The organism is Ruegeria sp. CG11 (assembly GCF_056537245.1).
Genome location: NZ_JBQFRE010000001.1, coordinates 993,329 through 1,008,732, shown reverse-complemented (window position 1 = coordinate 1,008,732; position 15,404 = coordinate 993,329). Strand labels below are relative to the sequence as shown.

Below are 15,404 nucleotides of genomic sequence, written 5' to 3'. Positions count from 1 at the left end.
AAACATGACTGAACACAGTTCGAAAATGCGTCAGGAGATTCTGGAAATCCCCGACGCCGTTGATCGATTGCTGAGCCAGGGTGCCGCCAACATTCAGGGCGCGGCAAGGCTGGTCAAAGACGCCGATCCCCGGTTTCTGATCACGGTGGCGCGGGGATCGTCCGATCATGCCTGCCTGTACCTGAAATACGCAGCCGAGTTACTGCTGAACCTGCCTGCGGCGTCGGTCGGGCCGTCTGTCAGCTCGATCTATGGTGTGAATCTGCGGGCCAAGGGGGCGTTGTGCCTGTCGGTGTCCCAGTCCGGCCAAAGCCCAGATATCGTGGGAATGACACGGTCGTTGAAATCCGGGGGCGGAGTGACCGTGGCCATCACCAATGACGAAAGCTCGCGACTGGCCGGGGTGACGGATGCAGTGCTGCCCTTGCACGCGGGGCCAGAGTTGAGTGTGGCCGCAACCAAGACCTTTGTCACCTCGCTGGTGGCAGGACTGTGGCTGTTGGCAGAGATCAAGGGCGACAGCGAATTGTCCGGCGCGATCCGATCCCTGCCGGGCCATCTGGCACAGGCTGCACAATGCGACTGGTCGGCAGCAGCCGAGGCGATCACGGGACGGTCACTGTTCACGCTGGGCCGCGGTCCGTCCTTTGCGATGTCGAATGAGGCCGCATTGAAGATCAAGGAAACCTGCCAGATTCACGCCGAAAGCTATTCGGCGGCCGAAGTCCTGCATGGGCCGGTCTCGATCGTCGAAAAAGGGTTCCCTACCATCGTTTTTGCCGCAGGGGACGCGGCCGAGCAGACGACGGCCGAGGCTGCGGATGCCCTGGCCATCAAGGGGGCTGCGGTGTTCGCGGCCACCGACAAGGTGACCCGCGCACAGAGCCTGCCGGTCACACGAACCGATCACTGGCTGACCGACCCCATTGCCACCATCACCTCGTTTTACAGTATGGTCGAGGCCGTGGCCCGCGCCCGTGGAATCGATCCGGACGCGCCGCGCCATCTGAGAAAGGTGACAGAGACGGTATGACCTCAGGCTCAGTGACATTTCACAATGGCGCCCTGTTCGATGGCGGGCGCCTGCATTTCGGTCAGGCGATTGTATTTCGGGACGGCGCACTGGCCGCGCTTGTGCCTGAAGAGCAGGCGAAGAACGAAGGGCAGGTCATTGACCTGAATGGGGATATCCTGAGCCCCGGATATGTCGACCTGCAGGTGAATGGCGGCGATGGGGTGATGTTCAACGACGACCCCTCGGTTGACATGATCCGACGCATTGCTGGTGCGCATCGCCGGTTGGGTGTGGCGTCCTTGCTGCCGACTTTGATCACCGACACGCCCGAGAAAACGCAGGCCGCCATCGATGCCGCTATACAGGCAGTGCGCGCCGGTGTTCCGGGGGTGGCCGGGCTGCATCTGGAGGGGCCTCACCTGTCCGTTGCGCGAAAGGGGGCCCATGATGGGGCGCTGATCCGCCCGATGAATGACGCGGATCTGGGGGGTCTGATCGCGGCGGCGGGGGAACTGCCGTGCCTCAAGGTGACCCTCGCGCCCGAATCCGTGTCCGAGTTGCAGGTGAGCGCGTTGTTTGACGCCGGTGTTCTGGTGTCGCTGGGCCATACCGATGCGGATTTCGCGACCTGCCAGCGCTATGCGGCGGCGGGTGCGCGTTGTGTGACGCATTTGTTCAATGCCATGAGCCAGTTGGGCAGCCGTGAGCCGGGGCTGGTCGGTGCGGCGCTGGCCAATGGCGGCTTGTCGGCGGGTCTGATCGCCGATGGTATCCATGTTCACTCCGAGGTGATGCGCGCCGCGTGGGCCGCCAAAACCGCGCCCGGTCAGGTGTTTCTGGTCAGCGACGCCATGGCCGTTGCAGGTACGGATCAAACCTCGTTCGAACTGGAAGGCCGCCGGATCGCGCGAACCGACGGTCGTTTGACGCTTGACGACGGAACCCTGGCTGGGGCCGATCTGGACCTGACCACAGCCATCCACAATCTTGTCACTCAAGTGGGGGTGCCGCTGCACGAGGCGCTGGCCGCCGCAACGACCTATCCGGCGTCATTGATCGGCCAAACGGCTGCGCAGCCGCTGCAATATGCGGCGACGGTCCGGATTTCGTCTGGTCTCGACTCATGTGGATGGCTTCCGGCGCAGGGCTAGTTGGGCTGGTATTTGCGGTTCACCGGACCCGTCTTAAAGAGTGTGCGCAGAAATTGAACTCTACCGTCGAACGGCGCTTGACGGCGTCAGGTGCATCGCTTAAACCGACCTGCGCTGAGCGGGCGTCGTATACTGGCTATTACCTCAGCCTTCCAAGCTGATGAAGCGGGTTCGATTCCCGCCGCCCGCTCCAAGTCAGCCCGAAAATTCTGCGTCAAATGGCCCTGCGAAGGGACCAATTCGCGACGCATAGCTTGACCCCGCGTTTCGGTACCTCCAAGAAGCGGGCAAATGAATGCGAACATGAGTTAAGGGCCAAGCATGGCAAGACGAGCCTCAGCCAGTCCAGCACAACAATCCGCGCCAGGCGCCAGCGAAGAGCGCGCCGGGTCCAAGAAAATTGGCGTTCTGGCATCCCTCTGGCCGTTCATGCGGCCATACCGGTTGTTAATGATCGGTGCGACTCTGGCGCTGGTTCTGACCGCCAGCATGACCCTGACGCTGCCGCTGGCTGTGCGCCGCGTGGTCGATAATTTCCGCATCGAAGATGGCGAACTGCTGGATTGGTATTTTCTGGCCGCTCTGGTCATTGCCGCAGTTTTGGCCGTGGGAACCGGCCTGCGCTATGCGCTGGTGACTCGTCTGGGTGAACGCGTAGTGGCCGATATCCGCAAAGCGGTGTTCGATCGCGTCATTGGCATGAGCCCCGAGTTCTACGAACGCATCATGACCGGAGAAGTCCTGAGCCGGATCACCACCGACACGACCCTGATTCAATCGGTTTTGGGCTCGTCCGTCTCCATTGCTCTGCGAAACATGCTGTTGTTCCTGGGCGGTCTGGTGCTGATGCTGCTGACCTCGGCCAAGCTAACCGGGATGGTGATGCTGCTGATCCCGATCGTCGTGGTGCCGATTCTGCTGCTGGGGCGGCGTCTGCGTGTCATCAGCCGCGAAAATCAGGACTGGATCGCGGCGTCGTCCGGTAACGCGGGCGAGGCGCTGAGCGCGGTGCAAACGGTGCAGGCGTTCACCCATGAACAGGCCAGCCGTAAGCAGTTCGATGACATGACCGAGACTTCCTATGTCGTCTCGCTACGTCGCATTCAGACTCGCGCTGTTCTAACGGTCATCGTGATTTTCCTGGTGTTCACCGGTATTGTCGGCGTGCTGTGGATGGGTGCCAATGACGTCCGCAACGGCGTGATGACCGAAGGGGTGCTGATCCAGTTCGTGATCTACTCGATCATCATGGCCGGGTCCGTGGCGGCCCTGTCCGAAATCTGGAGCGAACTGCAGCGCGCCGCTGGCGCGACCGAGCGTCTGGTCGAGCTGCTGAACGCGCAAGACACGGTCAACGACCCGGCAAAACCAGCCGCTTTGCCGTCACCGGTCCGGGGTGAGATTCGCTTTGACGACGTGACCTTCCGCTATCCCTCGCGCCCCGATGTCGTGGCGCTGGAGCACCTGTCGTTGCAGGTCAATCCGGGTGAGACGGTGGCGTTTGTGGGTCCCTCGGGGGCAGGCAAGACAACCGTCATTCAGATGATCCAGCGGTTCTATGATCCGGCCTCGGGACAGGTCATGCTGGATGGCGTCGATCTGCGGGACATCGATCGCGCCGACTTCCGCCGTCACATGGCGCTGGTGCCGCAGGACCCGATCATCTTTGCCACCTCGGCCCGTGAGAACATCCGCTTTGGCCGTTTGGACGCCTCGGATGCTGAGGTCGAAGCCGCCGCCCACGCCGCCGCCGCGCATGATTTCATCTCTGCGCTGCCCGAAGGCTATGACAGTTTTGTCGGCGAACGCGGCGTGATGCTGTCGGGCGGCCAGAAACAGCGCATCGCCATCGCCCGCGCGATCCTGCGCGACGCGCCGGTTCTGTTGCTGGACGAGGCGACCTCGGCGCTGGATGCGGAAAGCGAACGTGCGGTGCAGGGCGCTGTTGACCAGATGCGCGCGGGCCGCACTACGCTGATCGTGGCGCACCGTCTGGCGACAGTGAAAAAGGCTGACCGGATCGTGGTGATGGAGGCTGGGCGCATCGTTGCACAGGGCACTCATGATGATCTTGTGGCGCAGGACGGCCTGTATGCCCGCTTGGCGCGTCTGCAGTTCACCGACGGTATGGCCGCCGAATAAAGTGACGCTGGGGCAATACGGCTAAGTCCGCAGCGTAATTCTACCTCTTTGCTGCCTTCACAGCTAAGGCCTTTCTTGAACCTGCGCGGTTTTGCTTCCATCTTGGCGGTGGATTCAAAACCCGTGCTGGACATGGGAGAGATAAGGGAGGAACCACATGGCCTTTGTGGGTTTGGAAGACAAGGCAAGGATGGAGCAGGAAATGCCGTGGGAGGACCGCGACGTTCCGGTCACTTTCCACCAGTTGCTGTCACGCACGGCAGAGAAATTTCCCAACAGCAATGCGATCAGCTTTCAGCTGTTGTCCGGCCCGACCGACAAGGCTGAGACGCTGACCTGGTCCCAACTGCTGGGCAAGGTCAACCAGGCCGCCAACCTGTTCCGGTCCTTGGGCATTGGCGAAAAAGACGTAGTGGCCTATGTGCTGCCAAACTGTAACGAGACGCTGGTCACCATGATGGGCGGTGCAGTGGCCGGGATCGTCAACCCGATCAACCCCCTGCTGGAACCCGAACAGATTGCCGCAATCCTTCGGGAAACCGGCGCCAAGGTGGTGGTGACGCTGAAGTCCTTCCCCAAGACCGACGTGGCGCAAAAGGTCGAAGAGGCGGTGCGTCACGCGCCCAAGGTCAACACCATTCTTGAGATTGACCTCAACCGATACCTGACACCGCCGAAATCCTGGCTGGTGCCATTCCTTCGCCCAAAGATGGGCGACAAGGAGCATCTGGCCCATGCGGATTACAAGAATTTCAACCAGGAACTGGCCAAGCAACCCACGACGCTGACCTTCGAGGACAGCAAGGAAGACCGTGTTGCCTGCTATTTCCACACCGGCGGTACCACGGGTATGCCCAAGGTGGCGCAGCACAAATATTCGGGCCTGATCTACAACGGATGGTTGGGCAACACGCTGCTGTTCTCGGACGAAGACGTGATCATGTGCCCGCTGCCGATGTTCCACGTTTTCGCGGTTCATGTGATCGTGATGGCCGCTGTGTCGTCGGGCGCGCATGTGGTCTTCCCGACCCCCGCAGGGTATCGCGGCGACGGCGTATTCGACAATTTCTGGAAGCTGATCGAACGCTGGAAAGTGTCCTTCATCATCACCGTGCCCACTGCCATTGCCGCCAAGATGCAGCGCCCGGTGGATGCGGATATCTCGACGGTGAAAACGGCGTTCTCGGGCTCGGCCCCGCTGCCCGTCGAACTGTTCCGCCGCTTTGAAGACGCAACTGGCGTGACCATTGTCGAAGGCTATGGTCTGACCGAGGCAACCTGTCTTGTGTCGTGCAACCCTGTAGATGGCGAAAAGAAGATTGGCTCGATCGGGATACCGTTCCCCTATACGGATGTGAAAATCCTGCAGGACGGGCCGGATGGACCCAAGGAATGCGGCGCGGATGAGATCGGCGAGATCTGCATCTCGAACCCTGGTGTCTATGCGGGCAACACCTATACCGAAGTCGACAAGAACGTAGACCTCTACCACTTCGACAAATACCTGCGCACCGGCGATCTGGGGCGGTTTGACGAGGATGGCTATCTGTGGATCACCGGTCGCGCCAAGGATCTGATCATTCGCGGCGGTCACAACATCGACCCGGCCGAGATCGAAGAAGCTCTGCTGGGCCACGATGCCGTTGCCTTTGCAGGTGCCATCGGTCAGCCCGACGCCTATTCGGGCGAGGTGCCCTGTGCCTTTGTCGAACTGGTCGATGGGGCCAGCGTGACCGAGAAAGAGCTGATGGAGTATTGCGGTGTGCATGTCCATGAGCGCGCAGCACAGCCCAAGCACATGACCATTCTGGATGAACTGCCGAAAACCGCGGTGGGCAAGGTGTTCAAGCCCGAGCTTCGCAAACAGGCGATTACACGCATCTATAACGGCGCGCTGGAAAAGGCCGGGGTGGATGCACGCGTTGTCTCTGTGATCGATGATAAGAAGCGCGGGCTTGTCGCGCAGCTTGACGCGAACGGCTCCTCGGAGGACGATGTCGGTAAGGTGCTGGGATCGTTCACCCGGCCATGGGAATGGGCTGCCTGACCGCGGAGGGACAATGGATTATGAACGTCTGATCGATGAAGAAACCTGGGCGTTCATAAGACGAACGGCTGAAAGCTATCCTGAGGATGCAGTTGATCTTTCAATCGAAGACCAGCGCCGCGTCTATAACGAGATGTGTCAGGACTTTCGCCAGCCCCGGCCTCCGGGTCTGGAGGTACAGGACAGGTCCGCCGATGGCGTGCCTGTCCGCGTTTACACCGCCGGAGATCCGACACGAACCGTCGTCTATTTTCATGGCGGCGGTTTTGTCGTCGGCGGGCTGGACAGCCACGACGACGTCTGCGCCGAGATTTGCGCACAGACCGGGTATCGGGTGGTTGCCGTGGATTACCGACTGTGCCCTGAGAATGTGCATCCCGCGCAGTTTGAGGACGGCTGGACAGCCACCAACTGGGCAGCAATAGAGTTCGGCGACCCTCTGGTTCTGGCGGGGGACAGCGCGGGGGCGAACCTCGCGGCTGCGGTCGTGCATTATGGCCGCGGGCGCCTTGAGGGCGTGCTGGGGCAGGTCCTGGTCTATCCCGGTCTGGGCGGAGACACATCGACCGGGTCCTACATCGAACACGCACATGCGCCGCTTTTGACGCTGGACGAAATCAAGTTCTACGAGAAAGTGCGCTGTGGCGGCACGGTTCCGCAAAGCGACCCGACATTTGCGCCTTTGCACGATACCGATTTCTCGGGCTTGCCGCCGACCGTGGTCGTGACGGCAGATTGCGACCCCTTGCGCGATGACGGGGCGATTTATTGCGAACAGATCGCAGCCGCCGGCGGGCAGGCGTATTGGGTCAACGAGCCCGGCCTCGTGCATGGCTACCTGCGGGCGCGAACCTCAGTAAAGCGCGCCGCAGACAGTTTTGAGCGGATTTCGATCGCTATCGAAGCGTTGGGCCAACAGGTCTGGCCCTACGACTGATCCCCTATTTCAGGAACGGCGCGGCCTTCATCGTTTCGGCAATCGGTGCGCCCATGCGGTTCAGGATCGTGGGCGCCAGCTGTAGCTGGTCGATCACAGCGTCCGCCTCGGGGCCTTTTGCGTCGCCGAAATAGTACAGCGCGGTTTCCTGCTGCAACGGGCTGCGTCCGCCGTGGTGGCCGCGCTCGTCCTGGCCGTGGTCGGCGGTGACGATGACCTCGTACCCCAACTGCCGCCAGCGGGGGATGAAGGGGGCCAGCATTTCGTCCGCAACGAAACAGGCGTGGTCCATCTCTTCACAGTCGTGGTAGAAACGGTGCCCCATGCTGTCCAGCGTACAGGTGTGCAGGATGCCGTAATCCAGCCCAAACCGCAGACAAAGATTGGTCAGTGTCCCGTACAGATCAACGTCCGACGGGGTCATCTGGTTGGCTTTACCATAGCCGGTCATGGTGTGGAACCGACCGTGGTTGATGGTCTTGCTGTCCGGCTCGTCATATTCGATGTCGCGCACGTAATCGAACGGGTGGCGGTTGAAGAACTGCGACCAATAGCTGTGGGTCACGGCCCCGGTCACACCGTTCGCCTCACGCACCTGGCTGAACACGTCCTTGTGGCTCAGGCGGAAGACATTGCCATTGCCGGTGCAGCCATGTTCCTGCGGTGTGACGCCGGTATGGATCGAGGCATAGCAGCTGGCCGAAGTCGACGGCAGGACCGCACGCAGCTTCCAGACCTGCGCCTCGCCACTGTCGACCCAACCTTCGAGATTGCCGAACAACCGGCGAAAGTTGCGCCACGGAACACCGTCCAGAATGATGAGGAGGAGTTTGCGGTCCATGTTCTGACCCTTTTCTTAAACATTTCAGCCGAGCCTAGGGGATTCGTCGCGCATGGGCTGCCAATTCGCGCCCCGAATAGCAAAATCCCGACACCAGTTTGTGACAAGTGCCGGGATTTCGAAGTTTTTTATGATAGCAGGGATCAGTTCCCCGCGCTCTCCATCTTACGGTGGGCGACAACCTCTTCCAGCCAACCCAGATGCATCTCGGGCACCGAGCTGAGCAACAGGTCGGTATAGTCGTCGAACGGAGGCGTCAGCACCTCGCTCTTCGATCCGTACCGCGCCACGCGGCCCTGATACATCACCGCGATGCTGTCGCTGATCGCGCGGACTGTCGCCAGATCGTGGGTGATGAACAGATAGGCCACATCCTCGATCTGTTGCAGGTCCAGCAGCAGTTTGAGGATGCCGTCCGCAACAAGCGGGTCGAGCGCCGAGGTAACCTCATCACAGATGATCATCTTGGGCTTGGCCGCCAGTGACCGGGCTATACAGACACGCTGTTTCTGACCACCGGACAGCTCTGCCGGATAGCGATCGATGAACTTTTCGCCCAACTCGATCTCGTCCAGCAGTTCAATGACGCGCTTACGTTTCTCGGACCCGCGCATGTTGAAGTAGAACTCCAACGGGCGGCCTATGATCGTGCCAACGGTCTGACGCGGGTTCATTGCCGTGTCAGCCATCTGATAGATCATCTGCAGCTCGCGCAGGTCTTCCAGTGAACGGCCCTTCAGATCGGGGCTCAGCTTGCGCCCGTTAAAGGTGATCTCACCATCACGCGGCGGCAGCAGGCCGGTGATCACACGGGCCAGCGTCGATTTGCCCGAACCGGACTCACCCACAACCGCCAGTGTCTGCCCCGGATGAAGCTCGACATTGACGTTGTGCAAAACGTCGAAGTTCAGACCCTTGTAGCGCGCGGTGATGCCGTCAACGCTCAGCACCGGTTCGGGTGTGGGCTTTTTCTCTTCGTGCTCGATCGACCGCACCGAGACGAGCGCCTTGGTGTAATCTTCCTGCGGGTTGTTGATGATTTGATCGGTGTTGCCGTATTCGACCGTATTACCCATCCGCAGCACCATGATGTCGTCGCTCACCTGCGCCACAACCGCAAGGTCGTGGGTGATATAGAGCGCGGCAACGCCTGTATCTGCGATGGCTTCCTTGATGGCCATCAGAACATCGATCTGAGTGGTCACGTCCAGAGCCGTGGTGGGTTCGTCGAACACCACCAGATCAGGTTCGGGGCACAGTGCAAGCGCCGTCATGCAACGCTGCAACTGACCGCCCGAAACTTGGTGTGGGTAACGACTACCGATATTGTCCGGATCCGGCAGACCCAGCTTGGCGAACAGCTCACGCGCGCGGGCCTCGGCCTCTTTGCGGGTGAATTTCTTCTGCTCGACAGCCGCTTCGACCACCTGATCCATGATCTTCTTGGCGGGGTTGAACGATGCGGCGGCGGATTGGGACACATAAGTGACCTCTCCCCCGCGTAGCTTGCGGATATCCCCATGAGACGTCTTGAGGATATCGCGCCCGTTCACCCAGACCTCGCCGCCGGTGATTTTCACACCACCCCGGCCATAGGCCATCGAGGCCAAACCGATTGTGGATTTACCGGCACCGGATTCGCCGATCAGACCCAGCACCTTGCCGCGTTCGAGGTCAAAGCTGACCCCGTGCACGATTTCGATGTCATGGGGCTTTTCGCCCGGCGGATAGACGGTCGCGCCGATTTTGAGGTCGCGGACCTTGAGAAGGATATCACTCATCCCCGGCCTCCTTTCAGCGATGTGGTACGGTTCAGGACCCAGTCAGCCACGAGGTTGACCGAGATGGCCAGCGTTGCGATGGCCACAGCAGGGTAAAGCGCCGCGCCGATGCCATAGACGATGCCGTCCTTGTTTTCCTTCACGATGCCACCCCAGTCTGCCAGCGGCGGCTGAACGCCCAGACCCAGGAATGACAGGGTCGAGATGAACAAAACCATGAAGATGAACCGCAGCCCGAATTCAGCCACCAGAGGCGACAGAGCATTGGGCAGGATTTCCCGAAAGATGATCCAGCCCCGACCTTCACCGCGCAGCTTGGCGGCCTCGACATAATCCATCACGTTGATGTCCACGGCGACCGAGCGCGATAGGCGATAGGGGCGTGTGGCGTCCAGCAGGCCCATAACAAGGATCAGGATCGGAACGGTCACCGGAACAATCGCCAGAATAACCAGCGCCAGGATCAGTGTCGGGATCGACATGACCAGATCAACCGCCCGGCTGAGCACCTGATCGGCCCATCCGCCCAGCACGGCCGCCAACAGGCCCAACGAGGTGCCGGTGACAAAGCTGAGGATCGTGGCTGCCGCGGCGATAAAGATTGTCGTACGGCCACCGTATATCATGCGGGTCAACAGATCGCGCCCGATGTTGTCAGTGCCCAGCAGGTGCTCGGCGCTTGACGGTTCCCACACATCGCCGACCACTTCGGCCATGCCGTAGGGGGCGATCAGTGGGGCTGCGAAGGCTATGAAAAAGTACAGCCCTGTGAAAAACAGACCGATCATAGCCGAAATAGGAACATTCTTCATCATTTCGGATGCCTCAGTCTTGGGTTGGCAAGGATCGACACAATATCGGCCACCATGTTCAGTCCGATATAAACGGCGGCAAAGACGACGCCGCAGGCCAGAACGACCGGCACGTCACGTTTGGTCACCGAGTCCACAAGGTACTGCCCCATACCCGGGTAAACGAACACCACCTCGACAACGACGACGCCCACGACCAGATAGGCCAGGTTCAGCATCACGACGTTGACGATGGGGGAGATTGCGTTGGGGAAGGCATGGCGTGCAATGACCTGAAAGTTCGACAGGCCTTTCAGTTCAGCTGTTTCAATATAGGCCGATTGCATCAGGTTCAGGATCGCCGCGCGGGTCATCCGCATCATCTGCGCCAGAACCACCAGCGTCAGCACGAAGGCAGGCAACGCGATCGCATTGAGTTTTTCCCCGAAAGACATCGATTCATTGATCATTGCGAGCGAGGAAAACCAGCCCAGTTTCACTGAGATGAAGTAGATCACTACGTAACCGATCAGGAATTCCGGGATGGAAACTGTTGTAAGCGTGATCGCCGAGATCAGTTTATCCGGCCAGCGGTTGCGGAACCGAACGGCCAGCAGGCCCAGAAAGATGGCAAGTGGAACCGACACGATCGCTGCTACACAGGCCAGAAACAGGGTGTTCCCCAATCGCTTGCCGATGCTCTCAGCGATGTCGAGCTTGTTAGTCAGAGACTGACCCAGATCACCTTGTAGGATGCCGCCCAGCCATTCGAAATAGCGGGTCAGAGCGGGACGGTTGAGGCCCATTTCCTCGCGCAGGTTTGCCAGCGCCTCGGGGGTTGCGGATTGGCCAAGGACCGCTTGCGCCGCGTCCCCGGGAAGGGCTTCGGTGAGGCCGAAAATCAGAGCCGATGCACCGAAGAGAAGCAGGAGTCCCAGCGCAAGGCGCTGGGAAACCAGTTTGATGATAGGATGCATGATCCGTGGTTCCTATCAGGCGAACCACATCTTGCGCGAAACTTGACCATTCATCAGTTCGCCATTCGGATCGGATTCCCAACCCGCCAGTACATTGCTGGACGCATCCACAAAGTTGTTGAACATCGGGCAGATCAGGCCGCCTTCGTCGCGGACCATCTGACCCATCTGGCTGTAAAGGTCTTTGCGCGTGTCATTGTCCAACTCAGCGCGTGCTTGGAACAGCAGTTCGTCGAAAGCTGGTACTTTGAAACGGGTATCGTTCCAGTCAGCCGTCGATAGATATGCGGTGGCATACATCTGATCCTGAACCGGACGGCCACCCCAATAAGATGCACAGAAGGGTTGAACATTCCAGACTTCGGACCAGTAGCCATCATTGGGCTCGCGTTTGATTTCCAGCGGAATACCGGCCTGAGCGGCGGTTTGCTGGAACAGGGCGGCGGCGTCCACGGCACCCGGGAAGGCGCCGTCCGAAACACGCAGGATGATTGGCGATCCGTCATGACCCGAGTTCTTGTAGTGCTCGGCCGCCTTTTCAAGGCTGAATTCACGCTGCGGAATGGAACCGTCAAACAGCGGATAGGCGGCGTTTACCGGCATGTCATTTCCGACCGAGCCATAGCCACGCAGAACCTTGTCGACCAGTTCCTGACGGTTGATCGCGTATTTCAGCGCCAGACGCAGCTCATTGCTGTCGAACGGAGCGGTGTCGCAATGCATGATGAACACGTAGTGACCCCGGCCAGGTGTCGACTGAACCGTGATGTTTGGTGCGCGCCCCAGCAGATCGGCGACCTTGGGTTCGATCCGGTTGGCCAATTGAACCTGACCGGACTGTAGCGCCGCGGTCCGTGCCGTCGCGTCGTTGATCACTACGTTTTCAACACTGTCGAAATGCGCATCGTCGTTCCAGTAGTTTGCAAACTTGGTGAACACATGCCTTACACCCGGCTCGTTGACTTCGACCTGGTACGGTCCAGTACTGATGCCTGCGGCAGGGTCATCCATGCCACCGTTTGGTTGGATAACAAGGTGATAGTCCGACATCAGATAGGGCAGGTCTGCATTCGCCTCAACCAGTGTCACCTGGAAGGTGTCGCCATCTGCTTTCATGGACTCGATGCCCTTCATGACGCCCAGGGCTCCGGACTTGGAGTCCTCGTTCGAGTGGCGCTCCATGGTCTTCAGCACGTCTTCGCTGGTCATGGTCTTGCCGTTGTGGAATTCGACGCCCTGACGCAGTTTGAAGGTCCAGACCTTCGCATCTGCGCTCCCCTCGACGCTTTCGGCGAGGCGCGGTTCGATCGTACCATCGGGCGCAACCTCAACCAGGGTGTCACCAAAATGACGGCCATTCATGTAAGGGACGGAGCTGGCATAGGTGGCCGGGTCCAGCGAGTTTGTGGATTCACCACCGAACAGTCCCAGTTTCAGATCACCGCCCTTTTTGGGACCAGCGGCGCGTGCTGCATCGGCAAACATGGTGCTGGCCATTGCCGCCGACACCCCCAGAGCCGCTGCTTTCCCCATAAATTCGCGGCGGGTGAGTTTGCCGGCTGTGACCTGTTTGGTCATGTGAGTGATTTGTTCGTTCATTATGGTCTCCCAGTTGAGTGGATTGTTGCCCTTTTGGGCTTTTTATTGACGCATGAGTCAAAGTAGGCGGAATTCGGTCGGACGGGCAAGAACAAAAGTCTGGCACTTGAGTGACCTGCATCACATTTGATCACGAGGTACGGCATCCTCCAGTTGCTTGGTCGATACCAGTGTGTCGCCCACATAGGCATCTATACGGGCCTTGAGGAAAAAGGTGTTCTTATCCGCCCACATCTCGCAGGAGGTTTCGGTGCGCAAATCGATGCCGTTCCGGCTAATTTCTTGAGACCACTTGCAATACCCCCGCGCAGAGAGAGGATCATCCGGGTGGATCGTCCAACGTTCATACGCCGTCCCGCCATGGGTCAGGCCGTGGTCGTTGTTGGTAACCAGGCCAAAGTCATCCTCGATGATCAGGTGTGTTTCGCCCGAGTTCATGTCCGTTTCAACCCGCCGCGAATTTTTCGGCTCACGTAGCGATGTCTGACCCAGGGGTGGGGCAGAATCCGGAGGTGGAAACGTGTATTCGTCACCACCGGATGGGCGTTGCGGTATGGTGATATCGCCCCGCGTCAGGTGCAGTTCGGTACGCTCGGGCGAGGGCCAGATCAGCGGCCAATAGGCGCTGGAGATTGCGACCCGCAGCCTGTGCCCCTTGGGCACACGATAGGCGATGTGGTCCAGATCCAGCGAAATGTCATAATCGGCGCCCGGCGTCAGCGGGGTCGGTTCCGCGTGACTGTCACGATGCGACAGGTTCAGCACGCCATAAGTAATGCGCGTCGAGGCTCCATCCGGGTGTACATGATTCAGCCGAACGGCAATCTGTGCCTGCGGTCGGTCGGCGCTCAGGCGCAGGCGAATGCGCGGAGCTCCCACGATGTCCATGTCCTCGGCCAGCGGTGCGCCGTCGAAACAGGCCGAAAGCGCATCATCCGTGCGCTGATCTCCGGGCATGTCAGGGCCAAGCCAGATGGCGCAGTATTCTCCGCCCTCCAGGCCGCAGGTCTGCGGTGACCGCACACGAATGTCCAGCGGGCCGTCCAGTCCAAGACCCGCATCCGACAGGCTCAGCGTCAGGTCGGGCAGGTGGGATGTGGCCCCATTAGTCTCGGCAATCCAACGCCCCGATCGTTCGCTGTACCAGCGTTGCGGCCGCACGCCGTCCATCAGATAAGCACGGTAGGCGGGGTCGGAGTCGACGCCAGTATCGATGTCTTTCAGCCAGCGATCCCACCAGCGCAGGGCCTCTTGCAGGAACCCGATTCGCGGTTCGGGCACCGCGAAATGAGGATACTTGTGCACCCAAGGCCCAACGATCCCTTTGACCGGGGCCTTAAGTTGCTCAACCAGCAAAGGTACCGTGTTCTTATAGGCATCTCCCCAGCCGCCAATCGCCAGAGTCGCCGCCTGAATGGCGCCGAAATCCTCACAAACTGAGCCGTGCTGCCAATACGCGTCTCGCCGTTGGTGACGCAGCCAGACCGAGGGTAGAAACGGCTCATGCTTTAACCGTTCCAACCAAAGTTCACGCCAGTTCGCACGCAGGTCGGGATCGGGCGGACGGGACGAGTAAGACCACATCGTCGCGCCCCAACCCAGATTCTCGTTCAGTAGGCAGCCGCCTTTATAATGGATGTCGTCCGCATAGCGGTCGGCGGTCGAACACAGGGTGATGATCGCCTTCAGCGGTTCGGGTTGCAGCGCAGCCACTTGAAGCGCGTTGAACCCGCCCCAGCTGATCCCCATCATCCCGACATTGCCAGTGCACCAGGGTTGCTGCGCCAGCCAATGGATCGTTGCGACGGCATCATCCAGCTCTTGCTGGGTGTACTCGTCCTCCATCAGCCCTTCGCTGTCACCATTACCGCGCATGTCGACGCGGATGCAGGCATAGCCGCGTTCGGCAATCCACGGGTGCGTCAGCGCATCACGCACCGTGGTGCCGTCGCGTTTTCGATAAGGCAGAAACTCCAGAATGGCGGGGACGGGGTTGTCCGTCGCATCCGTCGGACGCCAGACGCGCGCAGACAAGCGACAGCCATCGGGCATTTCAATGCCTACGTCGGGAAGGTCTTCGATGGTGCGTAGCGCATTGGCAGGCGGCGTCATTTCCACACTGT

Annotated in this window: 11 protein-coding genes and 1 tRNA gene; 6 read left to right on the top strand and 6 right to left on the bottom strand. The window is 60.0% G+C overall.

Going from position 1 to position 15,404, the window contains the following annotated elements:
* Nucleotides 1-4 precede the first annotated feature (4 nt).
* The 6 genes from ACR0KW_RS05000 (at nucleotide 5) to ACR0KW_RS04975 (ending at nucleotide 7,292) form a co-directional block, all read left to right on the top strand.
* The gene (locus ACR0KW_RS05000) at nucleotides 5-1,033 is read left to right on the top strand and encodes an SIS domain-containing protein (protein WP_480804004.1); all 1,029 of its coding nucleotides are present in this window, start codon (nucleotides 5-7) and stop codon (nucleotides 1,031-1,033) included.
* A complete protein-coding gene (gene nagA / locus ACR0KW_RS04995; RefSeq protein ID WP_480804003.1) occupies nucleotides 1,030-2,166 on the top strand; it encodes an N-acetylglucosamine-6-phosphate deacetylase in 1,137 nt (378 codons plus the stop codon). The genes ACR0KW_RS05000 and nagA overlap by 4 nt, the downstream gene beginning before the upstream one ends.
* Nucleotides 2,167-2,284: 118 nt before the next feature.
* Nucleotides 2,285-2,359, top strand: a tRNA-Gly gene (locus tag ACR0KW_RS04990).
* A gap of 128 nt (nucleotides 2,360-2,487) precedes the next feature.
* Complete coding sequence (locus ACR0KW_RS04985) at nucleotides 2,488-4,308, top strand: ABC transporter transmembrane domain-containing protein (RefSeq protein ID WP_170325860.1); 1,821 nt, start codon at nucleotides 2,488-2,490, stop codon at nucleotides 4,306-4,308.
* 157 nt (nucleotides 4,309-4,465) lie between these two features.
* Nucleotides 4,466-6,355, top strand: coding sequence for an acyl-CoA synthetase (locus tag ACR0KW_RS04980; protein WP_480804002.1), 1,890 nt, complete (start codon nucleotides 4,466-4,468; stop codon nucleotides 6,353-6,355).
* A 13-nt stretch (nucleotides 6,356-6,368) separates the two neighbouring features.
* Nucleotides 6,369-7,292, top strand: a complete 924-nt coding sequence (locus ACR0KW_RS04975) for an alpha/beta hydrolase (protein ID WP_480804001.1) — start codon at nucleotides 6,369-6,371, stop codon at nucleotides 7,290-7,292.
* Between the two features lie 4 nt (nucleotides 7,293-7,296).
* Here the strand turns inward: ACR0KW_RS04975 and ACR0KW_RS04970 are convergent, their stop codons facing one another.
* From ACR0KW_RS04970 to ACR0KW_RS04945, 6 genes are all read right to left on the bottom strand, one after another.
* Nucleotides 7,297-8,133, bottom strand: a complete 837-nt coding sequence (locus tag ACR0KW_RS04970) for an alkaline phosphatase family protein (protein WP_480804000.1) — start codon at nucleotides 8,131-8,133, stop codon at nucleotides 7,297-7,299.
* Between the two features lie 143 nt (nucleotides 8,134-8,276).
* Nucleotides 8,277-9,914, bottom strand: a complete 1,638-nt coding sequence (locus tag ACR0KW_RS04965; protein WP_480803999.1) for an ABC transporter ATP-binding protein — start codon at nucleotides 9,912-9,914, stop codon at nucleotides 8,277-8,279.
* The gene (locus tag ACR0KW_RS04960; RefSeq protein ID WP_170326022.1) at nucleotides 9,911-10,726 is read right to left on the bottom strand and encodes an ABC transporter permease; all 816 of its coding nucleotides are present in this window, start codon (nucleotides 10,724-10,726) and stop codon (nucleotides 9,911-9,913) included. Before ACR0KW_RS04960 ends, ACR0KW_RS04965 begins: the two co-directional genes overlap by 4 nt.
* On the bottom strand, nucleotides 10,726-11,682 hold the full coding sequence (locus ACR0KW_RS04955) for an ABC transporter permease (protein ID WP_480803998.1): 957 nt from the start codon (nucleotides 11,680-11,682) through the stop codon (nucleotides 10,726-10,728). Before ACR0KW_RS04955 ends, ACR0KW_RS04960 begins: the two co-directional genes overlap by 1 nt.
* Before the next feature lie 15 nt (nucleotides 11,683-11,697).
* Nucleotides 11,698-13,281, bottom strand: a complete 1,584-nt coding sequence (locus ACR0KW_RS04950; protein ID WP_480803997.1) for an ABC transporter substrate-binding protein — start codon at nucleotides 13,279-13,281, stop codon at nucleotides 11,698-11,700.
* Nucleotides 13,282-13,401: 120 nt separating this feature from the next.
* Nucleotides 13,402-15,393: a CocE/NonD family hydrolase gene (locus tag ACR0KW_RS04945; protein WP_480803996.1), complete on the bottom strand. Its 1,992-nt coding sequence runs from the start codon at nucleotides 15,391-15,393 to the stop codon at nucleotides 13,402-13,404.
* Nucleotides 15,394-15,404 lie beyond the last annotated feature (11 nt).

Bases quoted from the DNA above. Each gene is read 5' to 3' on its own strand.
- ACR0KW_RS05000 (WP_480804004.1), top strand. From the start codon at position 5: ATGACTGAACACAGTTCGAAAATGCGTCAGGAGATTCTGGAAATCCCC.
- nagA (WP_480804003.1), top strand. From the start codon at position 1,030: ATGACCTCAGGCTCAGTGACATTTCACAATGGCGCCCTGTTCGATGGC.
- ACR0KW_RS04985 (WP_170325860.1), top strand. From the start codon at position 2,488: ATGGCAAGACGAGCCTCAGCCAGTCCAGCACAACAATCCGCGCCAGGC.
- ACR0KW_RS04980 (WP_480804002.1), top strand. From the start codon at position 4,466: ATGGCCTTTGTGGGTTTGGAAGACAAGGCAAGGATGGAGCAGGAAATG.
- ACR0KW_RS04975 (WP_480804001.1), top strand. From the start codon at position 6,369: ATGGATTATGAACGTCTGATCGATGAAGAAACCTGGGCGTTCATAAGA.
- ACR0KW_RS04970 (WP_480804000.1), bottom strand. From the start codon at position 8,133: ATGGACCGCAAACTCCTCCTCATCATTCTGGACGGTGTTCCGTGGCGC.
- ACR0KW_RS04965 (WP_480803999.1), bottom strand. From the start codon at position 9,914: ATGAGTGATATCCTTCTCAAGGTCCGCGACCTCAAAATCGGCGCGACC.
- ACR0KW_RS04960 (WP_170326022.1), bottom strand. From the start codon at position 10,726: ATGAAGAATGTTCCTATTTCGGCTATGATCGGTCTGTTTTTCACAGGG.
- ACR0KW_RS04955 (WP_480803998.1), bottom strand. From the start codon at position 11,682: ATGCATCCTATCATCAAACTGGTTTCCCAGCGCCTTGCGCTGGGACTC.
- ACR0KW_RS04950 (WP_480803997.1), bottom strand. From the start codon at position 13,281: ATGAACGAACAAATCACTCACATGACCAAACAGGTCACAGCCGGCAAA.
- ACR0KW_RS04945 (WP_480803996.1), bottom strand. From the start codon at position 15,393: ATGACGCCGCCTGCCAATGCGCTACGCACCATCGAAGACCTTCCCGAC.